The organism is Paenibacillus sp. P4_E11, assembly GCF_056401635.1.
The window spans coordinates 103,251-127,748 of sequence record NZ_JBFUIX010000004.1; the positions used below are offsets into that span (position 1 = coordinate 103,251).

18 protein-coding genes are annotated in these 24,498 nt (G+C 55.1%); 4 read left to right on the forward strand and 14 right to left on the reverse strand.

Annotation, left to right across the window (positions count from 1 at the left end):
- Positions 1 to 2: 2 nt before the first annotated feature.
- The 6 genes from AC1DWB_RS03215 to AC1DWB_RS03240 form a co-directional block, all read right to left on the reverse strand.
- On the reverse strand, positions 3 to 2,324 hold the full coding sequence (locus AC1DWB_RS03215) for an FAD-dependent oxidoreductase (protein ID WP_477539582.1): 2,322 nt from the start codon (positions 2,322 to 2,324) through the stop codon (positions 3 to 5).
- Positions 2,321 to 3,847 (reverse strand): extracellular solute-binding protein, encoded by a 1,527-nt coding sequence (locus tag AC1DWB_RS03220; protein ID WP_477539583.1) that lies wholly within the window; start codon positions 3,845 to 3,847, stop codon positions 2,321 to 2,323. The genes AC1DWB_RS03215 and AC1DWB_RS03220 overlap by 4 nt, the downstream gene beginning before the upstream one ends.
- Before the next feature lie 32 nt (positions 3,848 to 3,879).
- Positions 3,880 to 4,740, reverse strand: a complete 861-nt coding sequence (locus AC1DWB_RS03225) for a carbohydrate ABC transporter permease (protein ID WP_477539584.1) — start codon at positions 4,738 to 4,740, stop codon at positions 3,880 to 3,882.
- Positions 4,734 to 5,627, reverse strand: a complete 894-nt coding sequence (locus tag AC1DWB_RS03230; protein WP_477539642.1) for an ABC transporter permease — start codon at positions 5,625 to 5,627, stop codon at positions 4,734 to 4,736. The genes AC1DWB_RS03225 and AC1DWB_RS03230 overlap by 7 nt, the downstream gene beginning before the upstream one ends.
- A gap of 777 nt (positions 5,628 to 6,404) precedes the next feature.
- Positions 6,405 to 8,153, reverse strand: a complete 1,749-nt coding sequence (locus tag AC1DWB_RS03235; RefSeq protein ID WP_477539585.1) for a cache domain-containing sensor histidine kinase — start codon at positions 8,151 to 8,153, stop codon at positions 6,405 to 6,407.
- A complete protein-coding gene (locus tag AC1DWB_RS03240; protein WP_477539586.1) occupies positions 8,146 to 8,886 on the reverse strand; it encodes a response regulator transcription factor in 741 nt (246 codons plus the stop codon). The genes AC1DWB_RS03235 and AC1DWB_RS03240 overlap by 8 nt, the downstream gene beginning before the upstream one ends.
- A 308-nt stretch (positions 8,887 to 9,194) precedes the next feature.
- On the opposite strand from AC1DWB_RS03240, the gene AC1DWB_RS03245 reads away from it, so the two are divergent.
- The 3 genes from AC1DWB_RS03245 to AC1DWB_RS03255 are packed head-to-tail and all read left to right on the forward strand — an operon-like array spanning position 9,195 to position 12,704.
- Positions 9,195 to 9,578: a hypothetical protein gene (locus AC1DWB_RS03245; protein WP_477539587.1), complete on the forward strand. Its 384-nt coding sequence runs from the start codon at positions 9,195 to 9,197 to the stop codon at positions 9,576 to 9,578.
- 20 nt (positions 9,579 to 9,598) lie between these two features.
- Positions 9,599 to 11,116 (forward strand): ATP-binding protein, encoded by a 1,518-nt coding sequence (locus AC1DWB_RS03250; protein ID WP_477539588.1) that lies wholly within the window; start codon positions 9,599 to 9,601, stop codon positions 11,114 to 11,116.
- A 7-nt stretch (positions 11,117 to 11,123) separates the two neighbouring features.
- Entirely contained in the window at positions 11,124 to 12,704 is a 1,581-nt protein-coding gene (locus AC1DWB_RS03255) for a DUF3369 domain-containing protein (protein ID WP_477539589.1), read from the forward strand.
- 26 nt (positions 12,705 to 12,730) lie between these two features.
- Here the strand turns inward: AC1DWB_RS03255 and AC1DWB_RS03260 are convergent, their stop codons facing one another.
- The 8 genes from AC1DWB_RS03260 to AC1DWB_RS03295 all read right to left on the reverse strand — a co-directional run bounded on the left by AC1DWB_RS03260 (position 12,731) and on the right by AC1DWB_RS03295 (position 23,515).
- Complete coding sequence (locus AC1DWB_RS03260) at positions 12,731 to 14,833, reverse strand: alpha-amylase family protein (protein ID WP_477539590.1); 2,103 nt, start codon at positions 14,831 to 14,833, stop codon at positions 12,731 to 12,733.
- 25 nt (positions 14,834 to 14,858) lie between these two features.
- Positions 14,859 to 15,674 (reverse strand): sugar phosphate isomerase/epimerase family protein, encoded by an 816-nt coding sequence (locus AC1DWB_RS03265; RefSeq protein ID WP_477539591.1) that lies wholly within the window; start codon positions 15,672 to 15,674, stop codon positions 14,859 to 14,861.
- A gap of 2 nt (positions 15,675 to 15,676) precedes the next feature.
- On the reverse strand, positions 15,677 to 16,816 hold the full coding sequence (locus tag AC1DWB_RS03270) for an aminotransferase class V-fold PLP-dependent enzyme (RefSeq protein WP_477539592.1): 1,140 nt from the start codon (positions 16,814 to 16,816) through the stop codon (positions 15,677 to 15,679).
- A 22-nt stretch (positions 16,817 to 16,838) separates the two neighbouring features.
- On the reverse strand, positions 16,839 to 17,723 hold the full coding sequence (locus AC1DWB_RS03275) for a carbohydrate ABC transporter permease (protein ID WP_477539593.1): 885 nt from the start codon (positions 17,721 to 17,723) through the stop codon (positions 16,839 to 16,841).
- 15 nt (positions 17,724 to 17,738) lie between these two features.
- The gene (locus tag AC1DWB_RS03280; protein ID WP_477539643.1) at positions 17,739 to 18,596 is read right to left on the reverse strand and encodes an ABC transporter permease; all 858 of its coding nucleotides are present in this window, start codon (positions 18,594 to 18,596) and stop codon (positions 17,739 to 17,741) included.
- Between the two features lie 118 nt (positions 18,597 to 18,714).
- Positions 18,715 to 20,388, reverse strand: a complete 1,674-nt coding sequence (locus tag AC1DWB_RS03285) for an extracellular solute-binding protein (RefSeq protein ID WP_477539594.1) — start codon at positions 20,386 to 20,388, stop codon at positions 18,715 to 18,717.
- A gap of 136 nt (positions 20,389 to 20,524) precedes the next feature.
- Positions 20,525 to 22,783 carry a hypothetical protein gene (locus AC1DWB_RS03290; RefSeq protein WP_477539595.1) on the reverse strand — a complete coding sequence of 753 codons (2,259 nt, stop codon included), beginning with the start codon at positions 22,781 to 22,783 and terminating at the stop codon, positions 20,525 to 20,527.
- Between the two features lie 30 nt (positions 22,784 to 22,813).
- Positions 22,814 to 23,515, reverse strand: a complete 702-nt coding sequence (locus AC1DWB_RS03295) for a GntR family transcriptional regulator (protein WP_477539596.1) — start codon at positions 23,513 to 23,515, stop codon at positions 22,814 to 22,816.
- 357 nt (positions 23,516 to 23,872) lie between these two features.
- Between AC1DWB_RS03295 and AC1DWB_RS03300 the strand changes: the two genes are divergently transcribed.
- Complete coding sequence (locus AC1DWB_RS03300) at positions 23,873 to 24,466, forward strand: DUF559 domain-containing protein (protein WP_477539597.1); 594 nt, start codon at positions 23,873 to 23,875, stop codon at positions 24,464 to 24,466.
- Positions 24,467 to 24,498: the final 32 nt, after the last annotated feature.

Sequence of the window (24,498 nt, forward strand, 5' to 3'; positions counted from 1 at the left end):
CGTCAACCCTCCGTTAGCGGATAGCAGCGGATTTCATAGAGGGCCGCCGAAGGATCGCCGTTCGTGGCTAAGATCGTGACTCGCAATCGATCGGTTAGAATCCGGCCTGGGGTCGTCTCTATGACACGCCTGCGCTGGTAATTGTCCTGCAGTCTCCCGATCTCCACCCACTCACCTTCGACGTACGCCTCTGCCACCAGATCTTTGGGACATTCCGGCGCCTTGTAAAGTCCTGGGTAGCTGCGATAGTCCCGCAGCAGATGCCCATCGAATGTCAGCTCTATCCGCCCTATCTCCTCGGGCTGCTCCCACGCAAGCTCCAGCCATTGCGGCAGCGGGCTTGCTGGATCGGAGCGCCATACATTCGGGCCCCGATAAGGCCGAGTAACGCCGCTCAAGATGTTGGCGGGGCCATAACACGCCTGGGCAGGGTCGATTCGAAAGCCCATCATCACCCCCGTGCCGTACCGGCGCATCTGCCCGTTCCCGAGCTCGAAGGCACTGACGTGGCCAGGTTCGATCCTGTCGGCGTGATGCCAACGGACGTGCGGGTTCGCCAGCAGATCCAGCCGGACGTACCCGCCACGCAGTGCTGATACGTCCAATCCCAACGGCCAGCTCACCCACTTTCCCACCCCCGGCTCCACTTGCAGAACAGCGGTCGCAAGCGGCTGCCCCGGCTCGATCCGGTAATCCCACACATGCTCGACCGCATACAGCCGGGCCTCGACGAGTTGGGTGTTGTCCGTTTCGTTGCTGAGCCAGACGTCCAGCGTTTCGATGCGATCCGCGCCGACGGCAATCCACTGGCCGCGCCGACGCTCCAGCGCGTCGCCTGCCTGCCCGCCGTCAGCTTGATCCGGCGGCGGTCCCGAGCCGACCAGCAGCGCCTCGCTGCTCGCTCGAACGACGGCCCGACGCGCGCAATCATGCGCGTCTTCGTTCCCGACGTTCGGCAAGAAGCAGCCATCGCGCAGCAAGGCCTGCTGCACATCACCAATCGCCCGCTCCGCCGTCTCGCGGACGGTAAGGCCGCGGCGGACGGCCAGCGCCGCCGCCGTTCCCGCCGCCTGGCCCATAATGGCCGTCGTCCCCATCACACGCACCGTACCGAGCGCGACATGGGTGACGCTGACGTTGCGGCCAGCCATCATGAGATTATCCTTGCCCTTGGCGATCAGGACACGCAGCGGAATGCCATAAGGGCCTACATAGCTCTTCGCCATATAGGAAGCGGAGCCCCCTTCGACCGCTGCCTTCTCGCTAAATGGGGCCAACAAGCCGCCAGGTTCATGCAGATCGATGAACCAGCCCCCATAGGCGATTTCATCGGGGAACACCGTCTTCTGCAGCGGGTCATGCTCCGTCATTAGGTAGTCGCCCATGATACGGCGGCTCTCCCGCTTCCCCGGCACCTGCCCGACCCAATCAAGGGCGTAGGTTGCCGCCTCGTCCTTGAGCCGTGGATCTCGGTTCTTGATCCAATCCCAGACACCCAATACATGCCGGGTCAATTCGTGCCGCAGCGTCTCGTTGTCATAGATCGTATGCCAGGGGACGGACAGCTCGATCCACCAAAACCCGCTGCGCGGATCGCTCGGCCACCTCCCCCGCTTGTAGAAAAAGTCCGGATTATCGTACCGGACCGCCCATTCCGGTGCGGTGAAGGGAACGGGGTAGCCTACGTCCTTCGCCTTGAAGTGGATCGAGTTGCCCATCACGGCTTCACTCGCCTGCTCCGGCGCGTGCGGTTCGCCGAATTCGTGCCGGCTCTCCGTCCCAAGCCGCCATTCACAGCCGGCCAGCGCCGCGACGAGCCCGTCTCCGGTACAGTCGATGAACGTGCGCGCCCGCAGCGTCAGCTCTGTCTCCGCATGGCTGACTCGAGCGATGACTGCCTCAATGATCCGCTCATCACCTTCCGCCAGCACCACATCCGTTACAGCCGTATTCAGCCGCAGTGTCAGGTTCGGCGTCGTCATTGCCATGTCATACTGCACAAGATCCCACACGCTGTTGATATACCCGTTGTCGAAGGTCGGATGCTCGTGGTTGCGGGCTCGCTCTTCGATCAGCAGCTCCGAGATGATGCCCGTTTCTCTCGCGTAGGCGTGAAAGCTCGCGGCCCCCTGTGGGGGCACGCGAATTTCCGATGAGCTGTTGCCGCCGAGCACCGCACGGTCCTGGACCAGACACACGCTCGCGCCATGGCGAGCAGCGGCGACGGCGGCGCTGAAGCCCGCAAGTCCGCCTCCGCAGACGACCACGTCATATCGTTCCTCAATTCGCCGAGGTTCGGCTTTGTTGCCGCTCCCCGAACTCACTTGATGTACCCCAAATCTTTCAATAATTTATCCACTTCCTGGGTGCGGGCCGGGATGTTGAACTTCGTATTCACCGCTTGGACGTAATCATTCCATTCCGACATATTGCGTTTGTTGTACATGAATTTCACCATTTCCTCATAGATGAACCGGTCATCGACGACCGCGCCTTCCGGTGGCGGGACGAACTGGCTGTACACCTGAATACGCGGCTGATTGATGGCAAAATCGATATATTCTCCTTGGTTGGCGAATTTGGCTTTCAAATACTCCATCTCCGAGCGGCCGGTCAATTGCTCCTGATAGCCATAACCCAATTCTGACATCGCCGGTAACGCGACGACCTTCCCGTTCTCCAGCTTGTAATGAGTGCCCTCGACCCCGTAGTTGACGGTCAATTGTCCTTTGCCGGGTTCCGTGATGTAATTGAGATATTCCAACACTTTGTTCAATTTGTCCGGCTGCTTCTCCAGCGATTTGGGGATCGCGATCAGACCTTGCGTATTGCCCACATCCCAGATGCCTTGATACTTGCCGCCAGGTCCGGTCAATGCGTCCATCTGCAGCCACTCGGCGTTCGGGTTGATTGCTTTCCATGTTTTTTGTGTTGCGTCCGTAATGATGCCGGACCAGTTGATGTAGATGACGCCGGCTTGCCCCTTGAATACTTTGTCCGTCGGGTTCTGGTTCGTCAGGATCTCCGGATCTACGACACCGAGCTTGATCAGATCGGCAATGTAGGCAATCGCATCCTTCATGGCCGGATCGGCGGACGAATATAGCGCCTTGTTGTCCTTGATCATCCAGTTCCCGGGGTTGGCTACGCCAAATGCTGAGAAGATCCCGCTGAACGCCGGCGTATCTGACCCGGTCAGACCGAATGTATCCTTCTTGCCGTTGCCGTCCGGATCGTTCTCAGTGAAGGCGACCAGCACCTTCTTGAACTCTTCCAGCGTCTTCGGTGGCGTAAGACCCAGCTTCTTCAGCCAATCACCGCGAATCCAGTAAGTCGCCATCGGCACCGTCTGCCGCTTATCAAGGGAGTAGATGATGCCTTTGTACTTGCCCCGGTTCAAGTCGGATGGCGTATACGCTTTCTTAATATTCGGCATTTTGTCGATGTAAGGTCCCAGATCCAGAAGCAGATTCTGATCCGCCAGCTGCTTCAACGTCTGTTTGCCCACCGAGAACAGATCCGGCGGTGTGCCCCCTGTAATTCTTGCGGTAAGAACCTGATTGTATTCGGTTACGCCTATGTTGAAATCCATCTCCATATTCAAATCTTTGTTTAACTGCTGCACGATCGGATCTTTGTCCTGCGGTGGATTGCCTCCGCCTCCTTGAATGAAGACGGAGATTTTCACCTTCTCCTTCGGAGTCGAAGCCGTCTTCACAGGTTCGGCAGAACCCGACGGGGACTGTGTCGCCGATCCGCCCGATTGTCCCCCTCCGCCGCAACCCGCCAACACCAATCCGGTACTGACCAGCAACGCCAGCGTACTTGTCGCCCACTTCCTCTTCATCGTGTAACACCCCTTCATACCAGTTTTTTATGTTAACCCTTGACCGATCCGAGAAGCACACCCTTGGTGAAGTGCTTCTGAATGAAAGGGTAGACAACTACGATGGGCAGAGCGGTTAGGACGACAGCTGCCATCTGAAGCGTGATGGTCGGCAGCGTTTCTTCCACGTTCAGCTCGGCCACCTTCCCTTTGTTCAAAATCCCCTGCAGCATCACCTGCAGCGGATGCAGCCTCCGGTCGCTGATATAGATGAGCGCTGCGAAAAACTCATTCCAGTGGCCCACCGCGTAGAACAATCCGATGGTCGCCATGATCGGCAGCGATAAGGGCAGCACGATCCGCACCAGAATGCTCGTTTCCCCCGCCCCGTCTATCCGCGCGGCTTCGTCCAGACTTTCGGGCAAGCTTTCGAAGAATGATTTCATCACCAGCAGATTGAAGGAACCGATTGCGCCAGGCACGATCATCGCCCATACGGAGTTGAGCAGGCCCGTCGCCTTCACGATCAGATACATCGGGATCATCCCGGCGCCGAACAGCGTCGTGAACACGATCAGCAAAAGAAAGATGTTACGTCCCGGCAAGTACTTCTTGGTCAGCGGATAAGCCATCAGCGACGTCAGGACGAGATTGATGAACGTGCCTACAACCGTGATGAATACCGTAACACCGTAGGCGTATGGAACCATGCCATCATTCAAAAAAGCTTTGTAGGCGGCAAAGGTGATGTTGCGTGGAATGACCAGAAACCCGCCATGCTTCAGCACCTCGCTATAAGGCGTGAGGGACACACTGACCACATACAGCAGTGGGAAGATTACGCTTACGCAAAGCGCAATCAGGGCGATGTACACGAGGGCCAAGTATACCCTGTCTTTCCATATCGTCACCATATGGACCCCTCCCATCGCTTCGCCAACCGATTCGCACCGATGATCAGGACGATGCCGATCAACGATTTGAACAGGCCTACTGCCGTTGCCAGGGCGAAGTTCATCTCCACGAGACCGACGCGGAACACCCAGGTGTCGATAATATCCGCAACCGGATACACATGAACGTTGTACATGATGTAGATTTGTTCGAACCCGGCATCGAGCACATGCCCCAACCTCAGCACGAGCAAGAGCAGAATGACACTGCGAATGCCGGGAATCGTGATGTGCCAGATCATACGCAACCTTCCAGCACCGTCGCACCGCGCCGCTTCGTATAGGGAGGGATCGATCCCGGCGATTGCAGCCAAGTAAATAATCGCGCTCCAGCCGACATGCTGCCATATCCCGGTTGAGACCAGGATGGTGCGGAACCAGTCGGTTGACGTAAGGAACGGAATCGGCTGCCCGGTCCAGTCCTTAATCCATTGATTGACGAGCCCATCCGTCTGGGACAGCAACGATATGACCAAGCCATAGATGATCACCATCGATAGGAAATGGGGCAAATAACTGACCGTCTGCACGAATCGTTTGAAAAACTGATGGCGCACCTCGTTCAGCATTATCGCAAGGATAATCCCAGGCGGCATCCCCCAGACCAGCTTGTAAAGACTGATGAGCAGCGTATTCCGCAGCGTCTGCAAAGCGTACGGGCTGTCCCAGAATGCTTTGAAATACTTATACCACGGGTCCGCCCACGGACTGCCGATGATGCCTTTGACGATGTTGTAATCCTTAAAGGCGATGACCGATCCGTACATCGGCGCGTACACATAGATCGCGTAATAGAGCGCGCCCGGGAGCAGCATGAAGTATAACGCCCGGTACCTCCATATGTTCATCCAAAGCCGCTTGCGCGCCGACGGCGCTATCCATCCAACCGCCCCGACGGGTTGACTTTTCACTGTGCGTCCCTCCCTTGTTTAAATGTGTCTTTACCGTCATCCTAATTATAGCGGGGCCCTCTCGGGCAAAATATACAGCGCTTACATGATAATGTCAGATTATCAATGAAGTTGTTTGCGTGCTCTTTCAGCTGTGCGGGTCGGGTTTGTGGGCTCGAGCGCCGGTGGGCGTTGCTCTAAGGCGGTTTTTGAAGCTGCCGATCCACGTAGTGCAGCTGGCCGCTATAACGCTGTTTCATCACCTTATTTCACCGAAATTTATCAAATTTACGACATAGCGCTGTTTGATCACCTTATTTTGTATGTTTTCTCCAATTCCCTCTGATTTCCGATACCATAGAGTGATGAAATCACCTTATTTTTCTAGATGAATCCCCTTACCGGAGAATAGAGTGAAGAAACCACTCTATTTGCTCCTTATGGGTAAAAGGAACCTTTCCGCAGGCCAACTCTGTCTCTTTTTCCGCCTTACAACACATTTCACGCTAGTGGGGTTGCTCTTAGGCGTTTGTTGAGGCTGTCGATTCATTATGAGCGCAGGAGTGGAAAGTGAAAAAGAGGACCCCGGCGAGTTTTGGCTTGAACCTCCATACCGCTAAATCCCTTATACAATCAAAGGAGGTTCAAACAAGATGTTTGAGTCACACGGGGGGCCTTTTTCACTTGGAACGGCCGTTTTTGCTTCAATCAACCCAAATAACCGCAGGCACAAGCCTACGGCAAAGGGATCACGATCGTCACTTCCGTCCACTCTTCCGGCTGGGACCGGATTCTCAAGCCGTAGGCCTCTCCATAATGGAGGCGAATCCGCTCCTGCACATTGGACAGGCCGATGCCATTGAATCGGCCCGGCATGCCTTGATGCTCTACCCTCTCGGGTGGCGAGGATGCGATTGCCGCCGCGATCTGAGCCTCGGTCATGCCGGTCCCGTCATCCCGCACGGTCAAGAGCAGCTTGCCCTCCTCCACGTAGGCACGCACGAGCACCGTGCCCGTGCCTCTCTCCGCGAGACCATGGAAGATCGCGTTCTCTACAAGCGGCTGCACAATCAGCTTCTGTACCGGAATTTGCAGCAGAGCAGGGTCGATGTCTTCGGCGAACCGGAAGGCGTCTCCATATCTCACGTTCTGGATTTGCATATATTCCCGCAGCGCCTGCAGTTCCTCCTCCAGCTTGACGAATTCGCTCCTGCCGATACTGTAGCTCAACAGCCCGATCAAAGCGCGAATCGTGTCCTCCACCTCCCGAACCCGGTGCTGCTTGGCTAAGCTGCCAATACAGGCCAACGTATTATACAGAAAATGCGGGCGAATCTGGTGAAGCAGCAGCTCCAGCTCCATCGCTTTCTTGCGCTCCTCATTCTCACGGACGGCGGCGAGCAGCTCCTGTATGCGGCCGAGCATCGTGTAGAAGCTGTTAGAGAGCCGGCCGATCTCGTCGCTGCGTTGGATTTGCCGGTACGGCGCGGCGAAGCGCTCGCCGCGAATGCGGTCCATCTGCAGCGCCAGCCGGTTGATCGGCTTCGTGAAGTGGCGGCTGATCGCAAGCGCGAACAAGATTAGCAGGGAGAACCACAAGGAACCGATGCTGACGAACCGGATGAACAGATCACGCGTAGCCGCTCGGAAATCCCGTTCGTCTGTCATAGTGACGAGGTACCAGTCCAGCTCGTTCGGCTTGCTCTTCACCGCCATCAGCTTCCCGGCGGCCCCTTCTACGGTGCTGATGCCTTTGGGCAGTCCGATGAGCTCACTCACGAAACGGGCGTCCATTTCAGGCGGCAGGGAGGCGGGCTTGAACGGCACGATTTTGCTGAACGCGTCGTACGACACAATATGGCCTTGCCCGGTGAACAGGGCGAAGCCTTGCTCTGAATTCTGCAGCAGCTCGAACAGCCGCCTCGTCAACTGGTACGTGTTCATCTCCGCGAGAACAGTACCCATTCCATTCTTCAAGGTAAGCACGAACGCGATCGTCGGGCCGGTCAGCATGGGCGAGTAATAAGGCTCGCTCCACTTGACGAGTCCCGGCGTTTCGTCTGCAATGCGGAGCATCGAAGGCAGCCCGGGATGACCGACCATCTCGTAAGCCACTTGGTTGCTCGAGACGATCACCTCGTCCACGCTTCGCTGGACATAGAGCGTCGAGATTTGCCCGTTGTTCCGGTCGATCTGGTCACGTAGCTTCTGCTGCAGCTCCTGAGGTCGATCAAGCAGCTCTTGATCCAAGCGCTCGGACAAACTGATCAGAATGTTGCGGATGTTCTGCAAGTACAGATCGAGGTATTGCCCCGTCCGCTCCATGAACATCGTCATGTCGTCGGACTTTTGCCGCGTCAGTGCTTCCCGGGAGCTGCTGAGCGCGCTGTACAGGAGCCCGGAGAATACGAGAAGGGAGGCGAGCGCCAGCGCTAGAAACAGCTTGACGAACATGCTGCCGAACAGCCCGCGCAGCTTACCCATGGCTGCCTCTATAGTCGCGTGGGTTCCGGCCGTAGAGCTGGTAGAACACATCCGAGAAATGCCGGTAATTAGGAAAACCGGTCTCTGCCGCCACCTCATATACTTTCATGGGGCTATGTCGAAGCAAATGCGCAGCCTTCTCCAACCGATTTCGCTTCACATAATCCTGGAAGCTCTCTCCCGTTTCCCGACGAAACAGCAAGCCCAAGTAATTCGTGCTCAAACCAACGTGCGCCGCCACGGTCGGCAGATCGATTGCTTCGCCTAGCCGCTCAAGGATGTAACTCTGCGCTTGGCGGATTTCGTATCGTTTGTCTATCTTCTCTTCCCGTTCGTTACCCGCCCGGTCATCCTGGGAGAGACGTCCCTTGGCCTTCTGCAAGGCGGCGATCAGGTCTTCGTCGCGGTATGTGCCCTTGAGCAAATAGTCGCAGGCGCCTAGCGCCAATGCTTGGCGGGCGTAGTCGAACTCGCTGTGACTGGTGAGCAGGATGACCTGGATCTCCGGCTGCCGTTCCTTCAGCAACCCCGTCAACCGCAAGCCATCCATCACCGGCATGACGATGTCGGTGACGACGATACCGGGCCGCACCCGTTCGCACAGCTCCAACGCTTCCTGGCCGTGGCGAGCTTCTCCGGCCAGCTCACAGCCGTACTGCGCCCAGTCGAACATACGCAGGCTTTCGCGAATAGGAACTTCATCGTCGACAATCGCCACCTTCGTTCGGTGCATCGGAATCCCTCCCCTCACAGATGGACTGTATAGGCTGTAAAGGCTTACATGATTTCCTTATTATAGTATGAAAGGATACCGGGCGAACAGGTGAGCGGATAGTAATAATGTCAGAAAATCAACGAAATAAGTCGCCAGCCTCTCTCCTGACGTGTCCGATTGCCCTGGGCTTCAGCCAATTGAAAGGAATGGAAACGATTGCTTGGCAGAGACAATATTTGGACTTATACTTAAGTTGTCATGTGATTGTAGTTCCAGAGTAACGATTCGAAGGGCCTATTGGGGCCTACATAAGTGAGGGGGGTACTATGAGAAAATGGGGTTTGTTAGCAGTCATTGCAGCCTGTCTCTTATTCACGGGTTGCAGCAGCGCAGGAACCGCTCAGACCGGAGCCGCCGCACACGATCACAAGCCCGAGCTTGATGTGAAGCTAGCCATATCCGGCAGCCAGGTCACAGTTACCATAGCCAGTGACATGCACATCTCACCCGAGCACTTGGGGCAAGCGCGGAAGCAAGGCGAGGGTCACATCCACATCTATCTGGACAACGGAGAGAAGATCGTCGCGACCACAGGGGAACAAGTGTTAAAGGATCTTGACAAAGGCCCCCATACATTGAAGGTCTCCCTGCACAACAATGATCATACTCCCTATGATGTAACGAAAACGATCGATTTTGAAATCAAATAAGCTTCCCTGGGAGATCAGCCGTGCTTCGTACATTAAGCTTGCAGTACCGGATTGTCATAATCGTAACCGTCATTACCTTTCTGATGATGTCTGTTATCGTCTCCTTCGATTCCTACAGCTTGCAGAAGTCCGTAGAGGAAACTTACGTCAGTCAGTTGAACGGCATGACAAGCGCCATTAACGGAAGATACGAAGAGTCTCATTCTTTCGATGACGTCCAGCAAATATTTGACTATATCCAATATAGGAATAAAGACATTCTACAGCTTACGTTATATGGGAACGAACAAGTTCTGGCTTCAACGGACCGAACTCGCGTCGGGCAACCTGCCCCACTTGAGCTGCAAATGGTCCTGGACAATAGCGAAATCCAAGTGACCCATCTATTCAAGCACGAGAATGGCATTCCGACTGGCCTACTCACAGCTCCACTGAAGGAAGATGGCGTAACGATCGGAGCGATCGAACTGCACTTGAATACGTCTGAGAACGCGGCCCTGATCAAGAAGCGGATTCAATTCAGTGTGATGGTCGGGCTCTCGATCACCTTGTTACTGCTTGTCGCGCTATCTTTTATCATCCGCAAATTACTCATTCATCCCTTACTTCAGATTCGAGAAGCGGCCATATCCGTCAGACAGGGTGCTCCTTACAAAGAAATCCCGCTGAATGCCAGTCAGGAGATTAAGGAAGTCGCCACCGCTTTTAACGATATGGTCCATAATCTCGAGGGCCGTTATAAGGAATTGCAGCAAGCGATGGGTACAATCCAACAAGCGCAGAAGCAGTTGGTCGAGTCGGAGAAGATGGTTGCCTTGGGCAACCTGGTCGCCGGCGTTTCCCACGAAATCAATACACCTATCGGGATTGGCGTAACGGCCGCCTCCTATATGGAAGAGAAGTCCAAGGAATTCCAAGCGTTGTACCAGAGCAACAAGATGAAGCGATCCGATCTCGACGACTATCTTCGGACCGTCAGCGAGACGACTGGGATGATCCAGACGAATCTGCAGCGCGCTTCCGAACTTGTGAGGAGCTTCAAGCAAGTTGCTGTCGATCGTTCCGTGGAGACGAAACGCAGCTTCGCCATCAAGGAGTACATTCAAGAAGTGCTAATCAGCTTACAGCCCAACCTGAAGAAGACGAAGCATCACGTGACGGTACAAGGTCAGGAAGGCATCCTGCTATTCAGCGATCCTGGCGCTATCTCGCAGATCATTACGAATCTCATCATGAATTCCATGATCCACGCTTATGGCCCAGATGATGAAGGCCATATTACGGTATCGATCACGGACAAACGGCATGAGTTGACCCTGCTCTATACCGATGACGGCAAAGGCATGCCGCAAGAAATCGTCAATCAAATATTCGATCCCTTTTTCACAACTAATCGGGGGGGTGGCGGAACCGGACTGGGCATGCACATCGTCTACAACCTAGTCACTCAAGCACTAGGCGGCACCATTCAGTGTGAGAGCACTGTAGGAGCAGGTACCACCTTCCGAATCACAATTCCAATTCACAAGGGGGGTTAATTTATTTATGACTAGCGATCAAGAAGATTTACTTATATTCGCCGATGAAGAGCCTGAACAAATAGGCGAAGGAACCAATTACAGCACGGAGAAAGAAAAGTGGAAGTTGATTATCGTAGACGATGCCCACGAGATTCATCATCTGACATCCATGGTCTTGAGTGACTTCGAGTTCGACGGCAAGCGCCTTGAGTTCCTAAGTGCTTACACCGAAGAAGAAGCGTTTCGCGTCATTAAGGATAATCCGGATACGGCCATTATATTGCTCGACGTTGTGATGGACCAGGATGATTCCGGCCTAAGAATCGTGAAGTACATTCGTGAGGAACTCAAGTACCAATCCGTCCGCATCATATTGCGTACCGGTCAGCCTGGGCAAGCGCCCGAACGGATGGTCATTACGAACTATGACATTAACGATTATAAGGAGAAGACAGAGTTAACGACGCAGAAGCTGTTCACAACCGTTATGGCTGCCCTTCGGTCCTTCCGCGATATTATGGTGATTGAGAACAACAAGATCGGTCTGGAGAAAATCATCAAGTCATCCGCCGCCTTGTTCGAGCCGCAATCGATGAGCCAGTTCGCCTCCGGTGTCTTGACGCAATTGACCGCCATTCTGAACCTACATAAGAACGCCCTGCATTGCAACAGCTTCGCCGTCACCAAGGGCCGCGAGCAAATCTACATATTGGCAGCTACGGGCGATTACTCGTATCATGAGTCGGCTGACATTGAGAATGTTGTGCCTCCTCACGTCCTCAAGAGTATCCAAGAGACGTTCCGGCACAAAGCGAGTGAGTTTTTCGACGATCACTTCTGCTGTTATTTCCAAAGCAAGACAGGTACGGAGAATGTCATCTACTTCGAAGGCGCCAAGAAGCTGAATGAATGGAACCGGTATTTGATCGAAATATATTGCTCCAACGTGTCGGTTGCCTTCGAGAACATCTATCTGAACGAGGAAGTCGAACATACGCAAAAGGAAATCATCTTCACCTTGGGTGAAATTGCCGAGACCCGGTCGCGGGAGACCGGCTTCCATGTTAAGCGGGTAGCGGAATATTGCAAGCTGCTGGCGCTTGGCTACGGCTTGTCCGAGGAAGAAGCCGAGCTCATCCGACTGGCGTCTTCGATGCATGATGTGGGCAAGGTCGCCGTTCCCGATGCGATCCTGAATAAACCAGGGAAGCTGACAGCTGAGGAATTCGAGACGATCAAGCTGCATACCCAGCACGGCTACGCGATGTTGAATCATTCGACCCGTCATATTATCCAAGCGGCTGCTATTATCGCCCACCAGCATCACGAGAAATACAACGGCCAAGGCTACCCGCACGGCTTGGCGGGAGATGAGATCCATATCTATGGCAGAATAACCGCCTTGGCGGACGTATTCGACGCCCTCGGCAGCGAACGTGTCTACAAGAACGCGTGGCCGCTTGACGATATTCTGGCCTTCTTCCGCCAAGAACGCGGCCAGCACTTCGATCCGCAGCTGGTGGATGTATTCTTCGACAGCTTGCCTGAGTTTCTTCGTGTGCGAGACAAGTATTCCGACCCTGTGTTGGAAGCCGGCAAAGCTTAGCTAGCGGCCTCCAACAGGCAGCTGCGTCAACTGCTATAATTCACTACGCAGAGCGTATAGGTCTCAAGCTTCGGCACGACGAATTCGACGAAGTCGCCGTCGACCGAGAAGGCGAGCTGTTCCTCTCCGGGTGCGAGGCAGACGCTCTGCGGTATATGGCCGGACAGACGGACCCGGACACGCAGCTCGTACACCGGAATGTTCGGAAGCTCCTTCTGGAAGTTAACCATGTGAAGCAAGTAACGCTGATCGTCCTTATCGTGGAACAGCGTTAACTCAACCGATCCTGGAGCTTCCGCATAGAAGGCGAACGGCTTCGCTGCGAGCGACAGGAGTAGTCGCGCGAAGATCTCCTTATGCTCGGCATCGTCCATCGCCTCAAGCTCGCCTGCGGCATAGAGCGTGCGCCCAGCTCCGTAGCCGTGCTCGATCAGCGAGGGGAATTGTGTCTCGATGCCGGGCGGATTGCTGATCGCGGACGCATACTGCGACCGATCTTCGGGACTCGTGTAAGGCAGAGTCAGCCAGGCCGTCACCCGGCTATCCAGGTGCGCCTTCACCTTGGTTTGCCGCCCGAGCACCGTCAGCGGAATTTCCCTCGAGTAGCGTGTGAATCGATCGTCTCCAGTGATCGCAGGCGCCATATAAGTTATCGACTCATCCGTTTCCCCGACTGCATCTACGCCAAATACGTCCGCCAACAAGAAGTTCGAGTGCCGCTTCCCCTGCTTGTCGGTCAACGAGGTGGATCGGCTGGCATACAAGCCGCCGCCCGCTTGGACGAACTGCCGGATCGCTTCTGTCTCTTCTTCGTCCATCATGGCGAGATTCGGGAGAAGAAGCACCTGGAACCGGGACAATTCCCCCAAATTTTTCTTCGTGACGACCCCGTACGGAATATGATGTTCGATCAGCACATTGGCCACTTTCATAGCATTGCGGATGAACCGCTTCTCCGTCGATGTGTCCATCACCGGTTTGCCTTGATCCGTGAACTCGATTTGCGATTCGAAATTCATATAGATGGCGACATCCTGACACGCCTCGGCGTCCGGTCGGAAATAGCCGCTATACGTCTCCAGCTCCCGGTACAAATCGCCGATCGTCTCATACACAGACGCATCCATGGAGCCATCGGGATCAATCGCATCGATAATCAGGAAGGCGCTGTGATTGGCCAACGCGGAGTACGCGTGCGCCCGCAGCAGATCCGGGGATTTCATAGTCGTGTGATGGGTCAAGTCGGGACTGCGTGATGTCATGAACTCGAACGGCTTGTTCTCCGTCAGGTGATACAACGCTTTGCATGTGAACGATTGGAACAGCGCATCGCCATAGAAGTCTCCGCTCGTATAGTCGGTTTGCCGGAAAAAATCGCCCGTCAGCCCATTCTGCCAGCCTACCGACCAGGAGGCGCATTGATGCCCCACCGACATGGCGGGACGAATCCGCTTGACCGCTGCGGTGATGGAAGCCGCGAATTCGGCGAGCCAACGTTCGCGGATGCGCTGCAGCCGGATCCATTCCGGGTCGTGCCAGTCGACCCGAGTCGGCAGCTCGCCTCCGGTTTCGGTGAAATACCGTTGGCGGCAATGCTCGCAATAGCACACGGAATACGGCCAGTGGATCATATCGATCCACATGCCCTCCGCCTCGTATCGGGTTGCCAAATCCTCAACCTGCCGGATGAGGAACTCCCTGTACGGCGAGTTGAGGCAGCACACGCCATAGCGGCCGGGCTGCCACAAGTATTCGGCGGTGCCTTCCCCCTTGGCGGATAGGAACCTCCACTCCGGATACGTCTCATACGCCCATTTGGACCAGAAATTATGGTATAAGATGACGTTGATCCCTCTGTCGTGGCAGAGCTCGACCATCTTTCCGATGAAGTCACGCCCCTGTAGCCCGGTGTGCATGTGGCCGATAGGCGTCGGCCAGTAGCAGATGCCAAGGCAAGAGCTCGTATACACCATCGCGGTATCGACCCGCGCTTGTTCCAATAAATCCACATAACGTTCGGCATCGAGCTTAGCGAGAAACTTCGGATTCCAATCCGGAATGTGCATGTCCAGCAAATGCCGACGGTAGCTTGTTTTGTACCAGGGGACTGCCTCCTTATGTTCCGTCACGCTTATCCCTCTCCCTCCCTATGTCCTACCCTGCGAGCCAACGCTTCAAATCGTCCACCGTTTGACGGATGTCACGTGCCTGCTCCTCGCCATGGATCTCACGTTCGATTATGAGTTCCCCGGTGAACCCCCGCTCCTGAAGCTTACGGATAAACGAAGGGAAATTCACTTTGCCCAGTCCAGCTCGAACCTCACGTCCAAGTTCGTCTCCGTTCGTTGGATAGAAGCCGTCCTTCACGTGGATATTGCGAACGTAGTCGCCAATCACGTCGAGCGAATCGATCGGATTTCCCTTCCCGTACAGAATCAGATTCGCCGGATCGAGGTTGATGCCCAGATTCGAGGTCCCGACCCGTTCGATCGTACGAAGGAGCACAATGGGCGTCTCCTGTCCGGTCTCGAACCAGAATCCGATCCCGAGGCGTTCGCAATGGACCGCTACTTCCCGAATCGCTTCCACTATAGCCGGATACGCCGGATCGGTCCTATTCTCGGGAATGAACCCGCAGTGCGTAATAATCGCAGGCGCCCCGATACGGGCTGCGAAATCCGCCCACTGTTTGAGCGCCGCCACCCGTTCTACCCGATACGCTTCCGGCACGAGGCCGAGCGTGATCGGACCCTCCGTGAAATTCCACTTGGCCGGCCCTGGTACCCCCGCCCACATGGCGCATACCCGGACGTCCGCCGCTTCGGCCTGCTGCATGACCCGCTCAGCCACCTCCGGTACGGCGAGTGCCGGATCCCAACTGACGAGCTGGCACACATGCAGCCCGAATTGGGCGACTTGTCCGAAGCAATCCCCGCCGTTCGTTAATGTCTGAATGACCCCGATTTCCATTCCTATCCCTCCCTCTTCACTCTTCCCACTAGCCCTCGCAAAACCTCTATCAACCGATCCACATCCCCGCTATCGTTGAACAGGTGGATCGATGCCCGCAGTCGCCCGTCTCCGCCCCATACATAGATGTCCTGCTCCTGCAGCTTGCCCGCCAATTCCTCTCCCTGATCGGATACGATACAGATGTTGCCGGCCCGCCTCGACGGCTCGAACGGCGTCATCAGCTCATATCCGAGCTCGGTCAACTTCTCGATCAATTCGCTGCCCAGCTGTAGAATATGCCGCTCAATCTGGTCGATCCCGACGTCCAGAAGCGCCTTCGTCGACTCGTTCAGCGCATACAACGTCGGATAACTCGGGTAGCCGGTCTCGAACCGCCGAGCATCCTCGAGAAACGTAATCGTTTCGAACCGATTCGGGCTGAACATGTCCGTCACGGCCCGCCAGCCGATGGATCTAGGTGTTAGGTCAGCCAGCCGCGCCGGATTGACGGCCAGAATACCGATGCCGTGCAAACCCAACAGCCACTTGTAGGAGCTGCAGACGACGAAGTCAGCCTCGTACATGTCCACGGCTACAGCGCCCAATGATTGCGTTGCGTCGAGCAGCAGCAGGGTGTCGGTTAGTTTCAACCGACCGTACAAGCTTCGGTAATCGAGCCTCGCTCCGGAGATATAGCTCACATGGCTCGTCACCACGATCCGGGTGCGTGCGTCTACCTCGGCCATGATGTCATCGGGCGTCACCTGCCATCGGTTATGAGGGACAACCCGGACCTCGACACCCCTTTCCTTAAGCAGCAGCCAGGGCAGCACGCCCGCAGGGAATTCAAGCGTATGGAGGACTACATTATCGCCAGGTTGGAAATCAATCGTTCCCGCAATCATCGAGATGATCTCGGAGCTGTTGGACAGGAAGGCGACATCCTCCGGTCGGCCGCCCAGCAGTTGCGCAACGTTCGCTTTGCAGGACGCTTCGACCCGGGCATTGTTGTCTCGACCGCCGGGCCCGAGCGTACGCATGCGCATATACGCCTGGACGGCGTCCGTGCTCTTCTTCAGCATCGGCGTCTCTGCCCCGCTGTACAACCAAGTGCAAGCTTCAAGCCCAATGAAATTCTTTTTATCCATGAGCGACTGCATGAGTATACACTCCTCTCATCACCTACTCCTTCACGCTGCCGAGCACAATACCTTTCATGAAATACTTTTGCAGGAACGGGTATACGAGCAGGACGGGCAGAGCGCCTAATAAGATTTCGGCCGCCTTGATCGTGCGATCGGAGATTAATTTCATATTTTTCAACTCTTCTTCCCCAAGCGCTGTAAAATCCTTCTGGATGACGACTGTCTGCAGGTAGCTCTGCAACGGGTAGTGTTTCGGCGAATTCATCAGAATAAGACCGTCAAACCAGGAGTTCCAATGGCCGACGACGGTGAACAGCATGATGGTCGCAAGCGCGGGGATGGACAGCGGCACGATAATCCGGAGAAGGGTGGACAGGTGGCCTGCGCCATCGATGAACGCGGCCTCCTCCAGCTCCCTCGGAATCCCCCGGAAGAAATTCAAGAGCAGAATGACACTGAATACCGGTACCGCGCCAGGAATGATCAGCGCCCAGATGGAATCCAGCAGGCCAGTGGCGCGAATGACCATATACCACGGAATAAGGCCGCCGCTGAACAAGATCGTAATCACGAAAAACCAGGCGTACCACGTGCGCGGACGAAAGGAGCTTGTTTCCTTCGCCAGCGGATAAGCCGTCAGAATTGTCATCGCCATGTTGACGATCGTGCCGAGTACTACCCGTTTGACCGAAATGAGGAACGCGTCGGTAAACTTCCCTGTGCTGAACACGTAATGGTACGATTGCGTCGTGAAATCGACCGGCCATAGCTTCACGAGTCCGGCCGTGGCCGCCGCATTGGAGCTGAACGAAATCGCAAGAACGTGGATCAACGGCAGGATGCACGCGAGCGACAGCAGGATGAGCAGTGTATAGTTAAAGACGTTAAATAGCTTCCGCGATAACGAGGCGGTATGCAGCATCGGCCCTCCCTCCTTCTAAAAGATCCGGTAATTGGCCAAGCGGTATGCCAAAAAGTACGCGACGGATATGAAGCAAAGCGAGACGACAGATTTCAGCAGACCGATTGCCGTAGCCGGCCCATATTGGGCGGCGATCAGCCCCATCCGGTACACGTACGTGTCGATGATATCCCCACTCTCGTACACCTGTGGACTGTACAGATTGAATACCTGATCGAAGCCTGCATTCAGAATGCTGCCCAAGCTGAGCGTCGCCATCAGCACGATAATCGGACGCATACCGGGCAAGGTAATATGCCAGGTTTGCCTCATCCGGTTGGCCCCATCGACGACAGCCGCTTCGTATAGCGTTGGATTGATGCTCGTGAGGGCCGCCAGGAATACAATGGTGCTGAAGCCGAATTCCTTCCATTCGTTCGATCCCACCAGCACGTAAGGAAACCAACGGTTGTCTCCGAGGAAATAGATCGGCTCAATGCCGAACCAGCCCAGGAATGCGTTCACAATACCCTGCGAAGGTGACAAAATGTCGATCAGCACACCCCCGAGGATGACCCAGGACAAAAAATGCGGCAAGTAAATAAGCGTCTGAATGCCCCGCTTAATCAACGTAATCGAAATTTCGTTCAACAGCAGCGCGATCGTAACAGGTACGGTCAGCCCTACCACGATTTTCATCGCGGCGATGAAGACCGTATTGCGCAGCACTTCCATCGTATCGGGTAGACCGAACACGTAGCGGAAGTTTTTGAGACCCACCCAGTCTGATTCCAAAAAGCCCTTGACCGGGATGTATTTCTGAAAGGCGATCACGATCCCTACCATCGGGCCGTAGCTGTAGATCAAGACCAGAATGACGGCCGGCAGCAGCATTAAGTGTAAGGGTACATTGGAGAATGCTTTTCTCTTCAAAATGCACGTCCCTTCTGTTCCGCCATCTGCGAAAGAGTAGGGGACAAGCTGTCGCTTCTCCCCTAACTCGCAGCCGCTTCTACTTATTTTTCGCGTACCAGTCGTTCACGTCCTTGGTGATCTCGTCGCCCCCGCTTTTCTTCCAGTCCTCGACGAACTTGTCGAACTGGTCGATCGAGGCCGTGCCGAGGATGATCTTCGTGAACAGCTCAATCTTCATCTTGTCTAGCGCCGGCCCCTTCTCCACCATGGAAGGCAGCGGCGAGGTAATGAATTCGTTCGCGAGGTACTGATTGTTTTTACGGTACGTATCGGTCACGCCCATCGAACCGTCCTTACCGAAGATGACGTTCCAGCCCCAAGCGCTCTTGTCGCCGCCCTGGAATTTCACAATGTTGTTATAGACCGCCTTGTCGTCTCCGGTCAGTGCCGACGTATCCTTCGTCTCCAGCGCCTTGACGACCTTCAGCCGCTGATCCGCATTCTTGAACGCTTTGTATACGGCGATCGAATTCATCTGCCAGATTTCCACGTTCCCATCGTTCACGTATTTCTTGTTGATTTCGTCATCTTTGTTCTCATAGAACGTTTTAATCCAGAAGTCGATCATTTTGAATAGCGCTTCAGGCTGCTTCACGCTTTTCTTGACCACCCAATAGCCAACTACACCGAGGTCCGCTTGGTTCTTCGGCTGCTGTCCATCGGCCGAGACGATCGGGAATGCTTTCCATTCCATCGTCGGGTCCTTGTCGATACCGGACTGCAGCGGATACAGCCCGCTGTAGGGAGAACTGTACAACAGACCGATCTTGCCGCCCACGATCGACTCCGCCACTTTGGCGAACGCCTTCGTGCCGAATTCGGGGTCGATCTGTTTCTGCTTCGCCATATCTTGCAGCTTCTGCAGTGCGGTTTTCATAGCAGGCTGGATCGAGCTGTAGACGAGCTTCCCGGAAGCGTCCTTCAGCCAGATGTCCCGGTAAGCGTGGAAGCCGTTCAGGAAGCCGGTGATCGCCCCGAAATCCTTGTCGAGCGCAAGCCCAAACGTATCGGCCTTAGCGTTGCCGTCTGGATCTTGGGTCGTGAAGGCAGCGCTGATCTTGAGCACGTCGTCCATCGTCTTGGGCTCCGGCAGATTCAGCTTCCTCAGCCAGTCCGTACGCACCCAGATCATTTGCGAGCCTTCCTTCGGCGTCCCGGTCCAAGGAATTGCCATCAGCTTGCCGTTGATGGTGGCGGACTTGATCGGCTGATCGCCGCCTTCCGTAAGTACCTTCTTCACCGTATCGGGCGCTTTCGCGTAAGCGTCCGTCAAGTCTGCTAGCAGGCCGGCGTCGGCTAATTGCTTGAATTGAACGCCGCTCGCCAGGAAGAAGTCCGGGATGTCGCCGGAGGCGATCATCAGGTTCGTCTTCTGCTCCCATTGGGTCGGGTCGACGGTCCACATGTACTTCACCTTGACCCCAAATTCGCTTTCATAGGCGCGCGTCCATGGATTGTTGTCGACCGAGTCGCCGGCCGCGTATTTGATCGTAGGGAGCACCTTGCCAACGGTCGTAAGTGTAATCGGCGGATTGTACTTGCCATCCTTGTTGCCGCCCGGGCTTGCTGTGGGCGTCGGCGTTGCAGCGAGCGTTGCACCTGGACTTGGGCTTGCGCTCTTCTCCGGCTCCTGAGAAGATTTGCTGCACGCTGCGAGCACAGGCAGCAGTATCAGCAGGAAAGCCACCATCGTTATCCATCCACGTTTCATTTACACAACTCCTCCTCTAACCCCTTGGTTAATTCGTTGTCGAAACGGTTTGATTTTCTAACATTGGATAAGTGACTTGGCATCATTCGTGACCGATTCCTTCATTCTCCGATACGTTGTCCCCCTTCGTTGCTCCCTATCGCTGACGGTCGATTTCCTCCTGCATAATCTGAATCTTCACGTCGACCATCCGCAGACTGGACGGATACTTGCCGTCCACCCGGAGCGATATATCCAGCCAAGGCGATTGCGCAAATATGTAGCGCGCCTGCCTGGTGTTCTCCAGCTCGTTCTCCGCCGTTTCCAGCATGCCCTGCAAATCTCCAGCTTGTTTGCACGACAAAAAGGTATAAGTATTTACCGTGGACCGGAAGGTGCGGTAGACCAATTCACACAGCTGCTTCTCCTCCGCAAGCGTCGCCAAGATAGCTTCATCCCCTGCCACTACTGTGATCGGCAGCGCTTCCAGAATATTCATCGCTTCCCGCGAGAATTGTAAGGCGCGGTCATATTCCGCCATGAATACGGACCAGTACGCTTCGTCCTGATCCGCCTTCATAACGGATCGGATCCGAGCATGCGGCACTTCCTCCATGACAAGCGAATGCTTAACCTCATTAACGGTCGATGAGAACGTCTCTTCGTTTTCCTGCAAGTAGTAGAGCAACGCCTGAAACTCCTCCCGCTTCTCCGCTTCGTCGCCGAAGAACAACGGATGGGCTGGCCCGATATATTCCGGTCCCGTGAAGTAAGTGGCGATGTATGGAAGGTGTGACACGGCTTCGCTGATCTTCGCCCACACACGAACGATGTCAGGACCCAGCGCCCCGAAGTCTCGCTTGGCCATCACAGCCAGCACTTCCTCCGCCGGTATATCCGGCCGCCAGTTCGTCCACCAGCCCAGTTCCTCCGCCCGCGATCCCCAGAACCCGAAAAACATCCAGGACTGAAGCACACCGGTCGGATTCATCGAAGCGACGTTGTGCCACTTCTCGGCCAGACGCTGCAAACTCGGCATGTAAGGATATTGAATGCATTCGAGGCCGAGCGCCGTCTCCGTCTTCACGAACAAATCCATGTTCCGTTCCTTCAGAATAGCCGCCTGCTTCAGCAGATTGCCCGCCGGACCGGTATAGTCGATGCTGTAATCCCAGATCAGCTTCCGGTAGCCTTCCTTGGGCGCCCATTCGTCTTTGTCGATCGTGTTGAGGAACGTGACTTGCGAATCCATCTCCCGAAGCAACTCTAGCTGTGCCGGGTCGCTCGACCAGATGAACGCACTGTATGGCCACGCCATGACCGGCGCTTCCGGTTTGACCCGATGTACGGCTTCCGCCGTCGCCTTAAGTAAGCCGTTGACGGTGTCCTCTGCCGTCCGTTCCGCGCATCGCGGGCAGTTCGTTCGCTGTCCGGGAGCCAACCCAGTTCGGTCCGGCCGCATGAAGCAGTGATAGTAGGACTCTCCGCCGATAATTAGATTCAGGCCGCCCAACTGCGGCACTTCCTTGAACAGGTTCGCCATCACTTCGCCGAGAAACGCAAGTGTCGGCTCATGCGACGAGCACAAGTTATGAATCGGATTGGCCTCGCGCTTGAGCCCGGCGGCAATCTTCGCCCCTCTTGCATCAGGCACCCGGACAAACAGCGGATGGTCGTGAGCCAGCTTCGGGCTGACGGGGACGTAATACAGCTGGACGCCGTATTTCATCGCCCTTTCCGCAGCGTCCCGCAAGGTGCCGATGTTACGGGCATAGTCCGGGCAGTTCAGCTCCGGATACGTCTCGCTGTTCACATAGAGCAGCCAATCGCCGTATATCGTCATGCCGTTCACGCCGGAGTGGGCCAGCATGCGGAAAGCGTCGTCCGACAAGTAATCCGGCGACAGATCGGGCACCAGGTAGTTGGAACCGAACGGCGCTTGGCTGATTTGCGTGTTCCATCGGGGCTGCCGCTCGACTACACCTAAGGAAAGTTCAGGCACTCCCCTAACGGACAGCTCCTTCTCCATATCGACGATGCCCGCCCATAGTCCGCGTGTCTCGGATGCGGCGATGTCGATGCGATGCGTTTCTACTACTCGGCGGAAGGCTCCAGCCGGGATGGCGACGTCGATCCGGAGGATGATAGCGCTGTCAGCCGAATCGTGAAGGGCGATCCCGCATTTCCCAAGAAAGTCCTCTAAGTCCTCTGCGGCTTCCCGGAGCCCCGGACTTTCCCCCTCGCAGCGAACTACCCAACTGCCGGTCAGTTTCATTGCTCCTGCTCCCGCAGTCGCTGCCGTGTCAGACTGGCTCAGCCTGCGGACGAAGCGGTGCGGATCTCTTCTGCTTTGGTGCAGCTCACTTTGATTCGTTTGCATTAGTCGGTCGCGAATAAGTAGCGAATTGTGCATCATATGTACCGTTTCCCTTCTATTCTCCTCGTATTAGAACCATACCCCGTCTTGAAACTCGGAACTGTCCACCGCGTTCAATTCTGCGAACTCCCGGTACGACCGATGAATGTGCCGCCTCATGACTTGCTCGGCTATGTCCGAGTCACGCCCGATCAATGCTTCGATCAGCTCCCAATGCTGCTCGACTTCTTTCGCTTTCGTTGACTTCTTGCCGAGAATCCGGTTAGCTAGCATTATCTGGAACGAGATCGATTTGTAGCTGATGGTGAGTCGTTCGTGATTGGACAGACGGATGATCGATTGGTGAATGTAGAGCGACTCTTTCAACAGCGAAGGAACCGTATCGTCATGGAGCTTCGCCTTCATCGCCTCGTAAAACTGCTGCAGATGCCGGATGTCGTCATCTGTCGCGTTATGGGTAGCCAGACGAATCGCCAGACCTTCCAGAACGGCGCGAAGCGAGTAAATTTCGAATACGTCGCGCATCTGGAACTCCCGTACGATCGGACCTTTGTTTGTCACGATCTTGATAATGCCCTCGCCCGACAGCTGGCGGATCGCTTCTCGTACAGGCGTCTGGCTGATGCCTAGCTCCTTGGCCATTTTGGTTTCCACGATACGGTCTCCCGGGTTGAGCTCACCGTCCAAGATTTGTTGTTTGATCAGCTCGACGATGTCCTCGCTAATATTCTTGTTGGCGAGTATCGTCTGCTTTGTTACCCTGTCACTCATGCTTCGACCTCATTTCGAATTGGTGTGCTCATTCAATATTATGCATTATATATAATCCATAGTACATAATCGTTGATGATAAAAAAGATGTTTCCGAAATTTGTTGTCTCCTGATTCAACATTTCGGTAAGAACCGCTCCTACAGGACTGGCTAGTAGATCGGTTTGCCCTTATAATGATCTTAAGACGAAGAACGTCCCGATCCATTCTCACGAGTGGAACCGGGACGTTTTTTATTTTCAGGGAGGGAACGGGATGACAGGGATGAGAGGAACAGGATTATCAGTTTTTGAAGAAGCGCATGCCTCCTTTATTCGAGACCACTTGAAGCGAAGATCATGAGAACGCAAAGGCAGATTGGAGCGAGGACATCAGGAGGCCGAAAAGCTGTTTTGTCACAACATTTGGTGGATTCTGCAAGGGAATTTCGACGATCTGCATCCAGAATACGAAGTACTCGATTGGAGGGGACGGTCCTACTTTTGCGACTTCGCCTGGCTTACGAGAGTGGTGAAGCTCATTATTGAGATCAAAGGATTCGGCCCCCACGTGCGTGATATGGACAGACAATCGTATTGCAACGAGTTGAAGCGGGAAACTTTCTTAGCGGCCATGGGGTATCAAGTCATTTCATTCGCCTATGATGACGTCGCCCACCGACCTGAATTGTGCATCACTTTGCTGCGTATGGTACTCAGCCGCTATCAGCCTATGGCTTCACCCGATACGCTTCAGGGTGTGGCTGAACGTGAAATCATTCGTCTGGACCGGTTGCTCGCACGTCCGCTGCGTTCTATCGATGTGGTGACGCAGCCCAGCATCAACCATCGCTCCGCGGTCCGAGTGCTGCAATCGTTATGCGCGAAGAGATGGCTGACAGCTGTAACCGCACCGAACGGTAAATATGTCGTGAAGTATGAGCTTCAACCGAACGCCATGCAGGGCTTGTAGAGCGAAAATGCTGCAATTGCAGGATTTCCTTC

Coding starts and splice junctions, on each gene's coding strand:
- AC1DWB_RS03220 (WP_477539583.1), bottom strand. CDS start 3,847: ATGAAGAGGAAGTGGGCGACAAGTACGCTGGCGTTGCTGGTCAGTACC.
- AC1DWB_RS03225 (WP_477539584.1), bottom strand. CDS start 4,740: ATGGTGACGATATGGAAAGACAGGGTATACTTGGCCCTCGTGTACATC.
- AC1DWB_RS03230 (WP_477539642.1), bottom strand. CDS start 5,627: ATGAACATATGGAGGTACCGGGCGTTATACTTCATGCTGCTCCCGGGC.
- AC1DWB_RS03235 (WP_477539585.1), bottom strand. CDS start 8,153: ATGGGTAAGCTGCGCGGGCTGTTCGGCAGCATGTTCGTCAAGCTGTTT.
- AC1DWB_RS03240 (WP_477539586.1), bottom strand. CDS start 8,886: ATGCACCGAACGAAGGTGGCGATTGTCGACGATGAAGTTCCTATTCGC.
- AC1DWB_RS03245 (WP_477539587.1), top strand. CDS start 9,195: ATGAGAAAATGGGGTTTGTTAGCAGTCATTGCAGCCTGTCTCTTATTC.
- AC1DWB_RS03255 (WP_477539589.1), top strand. CDS start 11,124: ATGACTAGCGATCAAGAAGATTTACTTATATTCGCCGATGAAGAGCCT.
- AC1DWB_RS03265 (WP_477539591.1), bottom strand. CDS start 15,674: ATGGAAATCGGGGTCATTCAGACATTAACGAACGGCGGGGATTGCTTC.
- AC1DWB_RS03270 (WP_477539592.1), bottom strand. CDS start 16,816: ATGCAGTCGCTCATGGATAAAAAGAATTTCATTGGGCTTGAAGCTTGC.
- AC1DWB_RS03275 (WP_477539593.1), bottom strand. CDS start 17,723: ATGCTGCATACCGCCTCGTTATCGCGGAAGCTATTTAACGTCTTTAAC.
- AC1DWB_RS03280 (WP_477539643.1), bottom strand. CDS start 18,596: ATGCTGCTGCCGGCCGTCATTCTGGTCTTGATCTACAGCTACGGCCCG.
- AC1DWB_RS03285 (WP_477539594.1), bottom strand. CDS start 20,388: ATGAAACGTGGATGGATAACGATGGTGGCTTTCCTGCTGATACTGCTG.
- AC1DWB_RS03290 (WP_477539595.1), bottom strand. CDS start 22,783: ATGATGCACAATTCGCTACTTATTCGCGACCGACTAATGCAAACGAAT.
- AC1DWB_RS03295 (WP_477539596.1), bottom strand. CDS start 23,515: ATGAGTGACAGGGTAACAAAGCAGACGATACTCGCCAACAAGAATATT.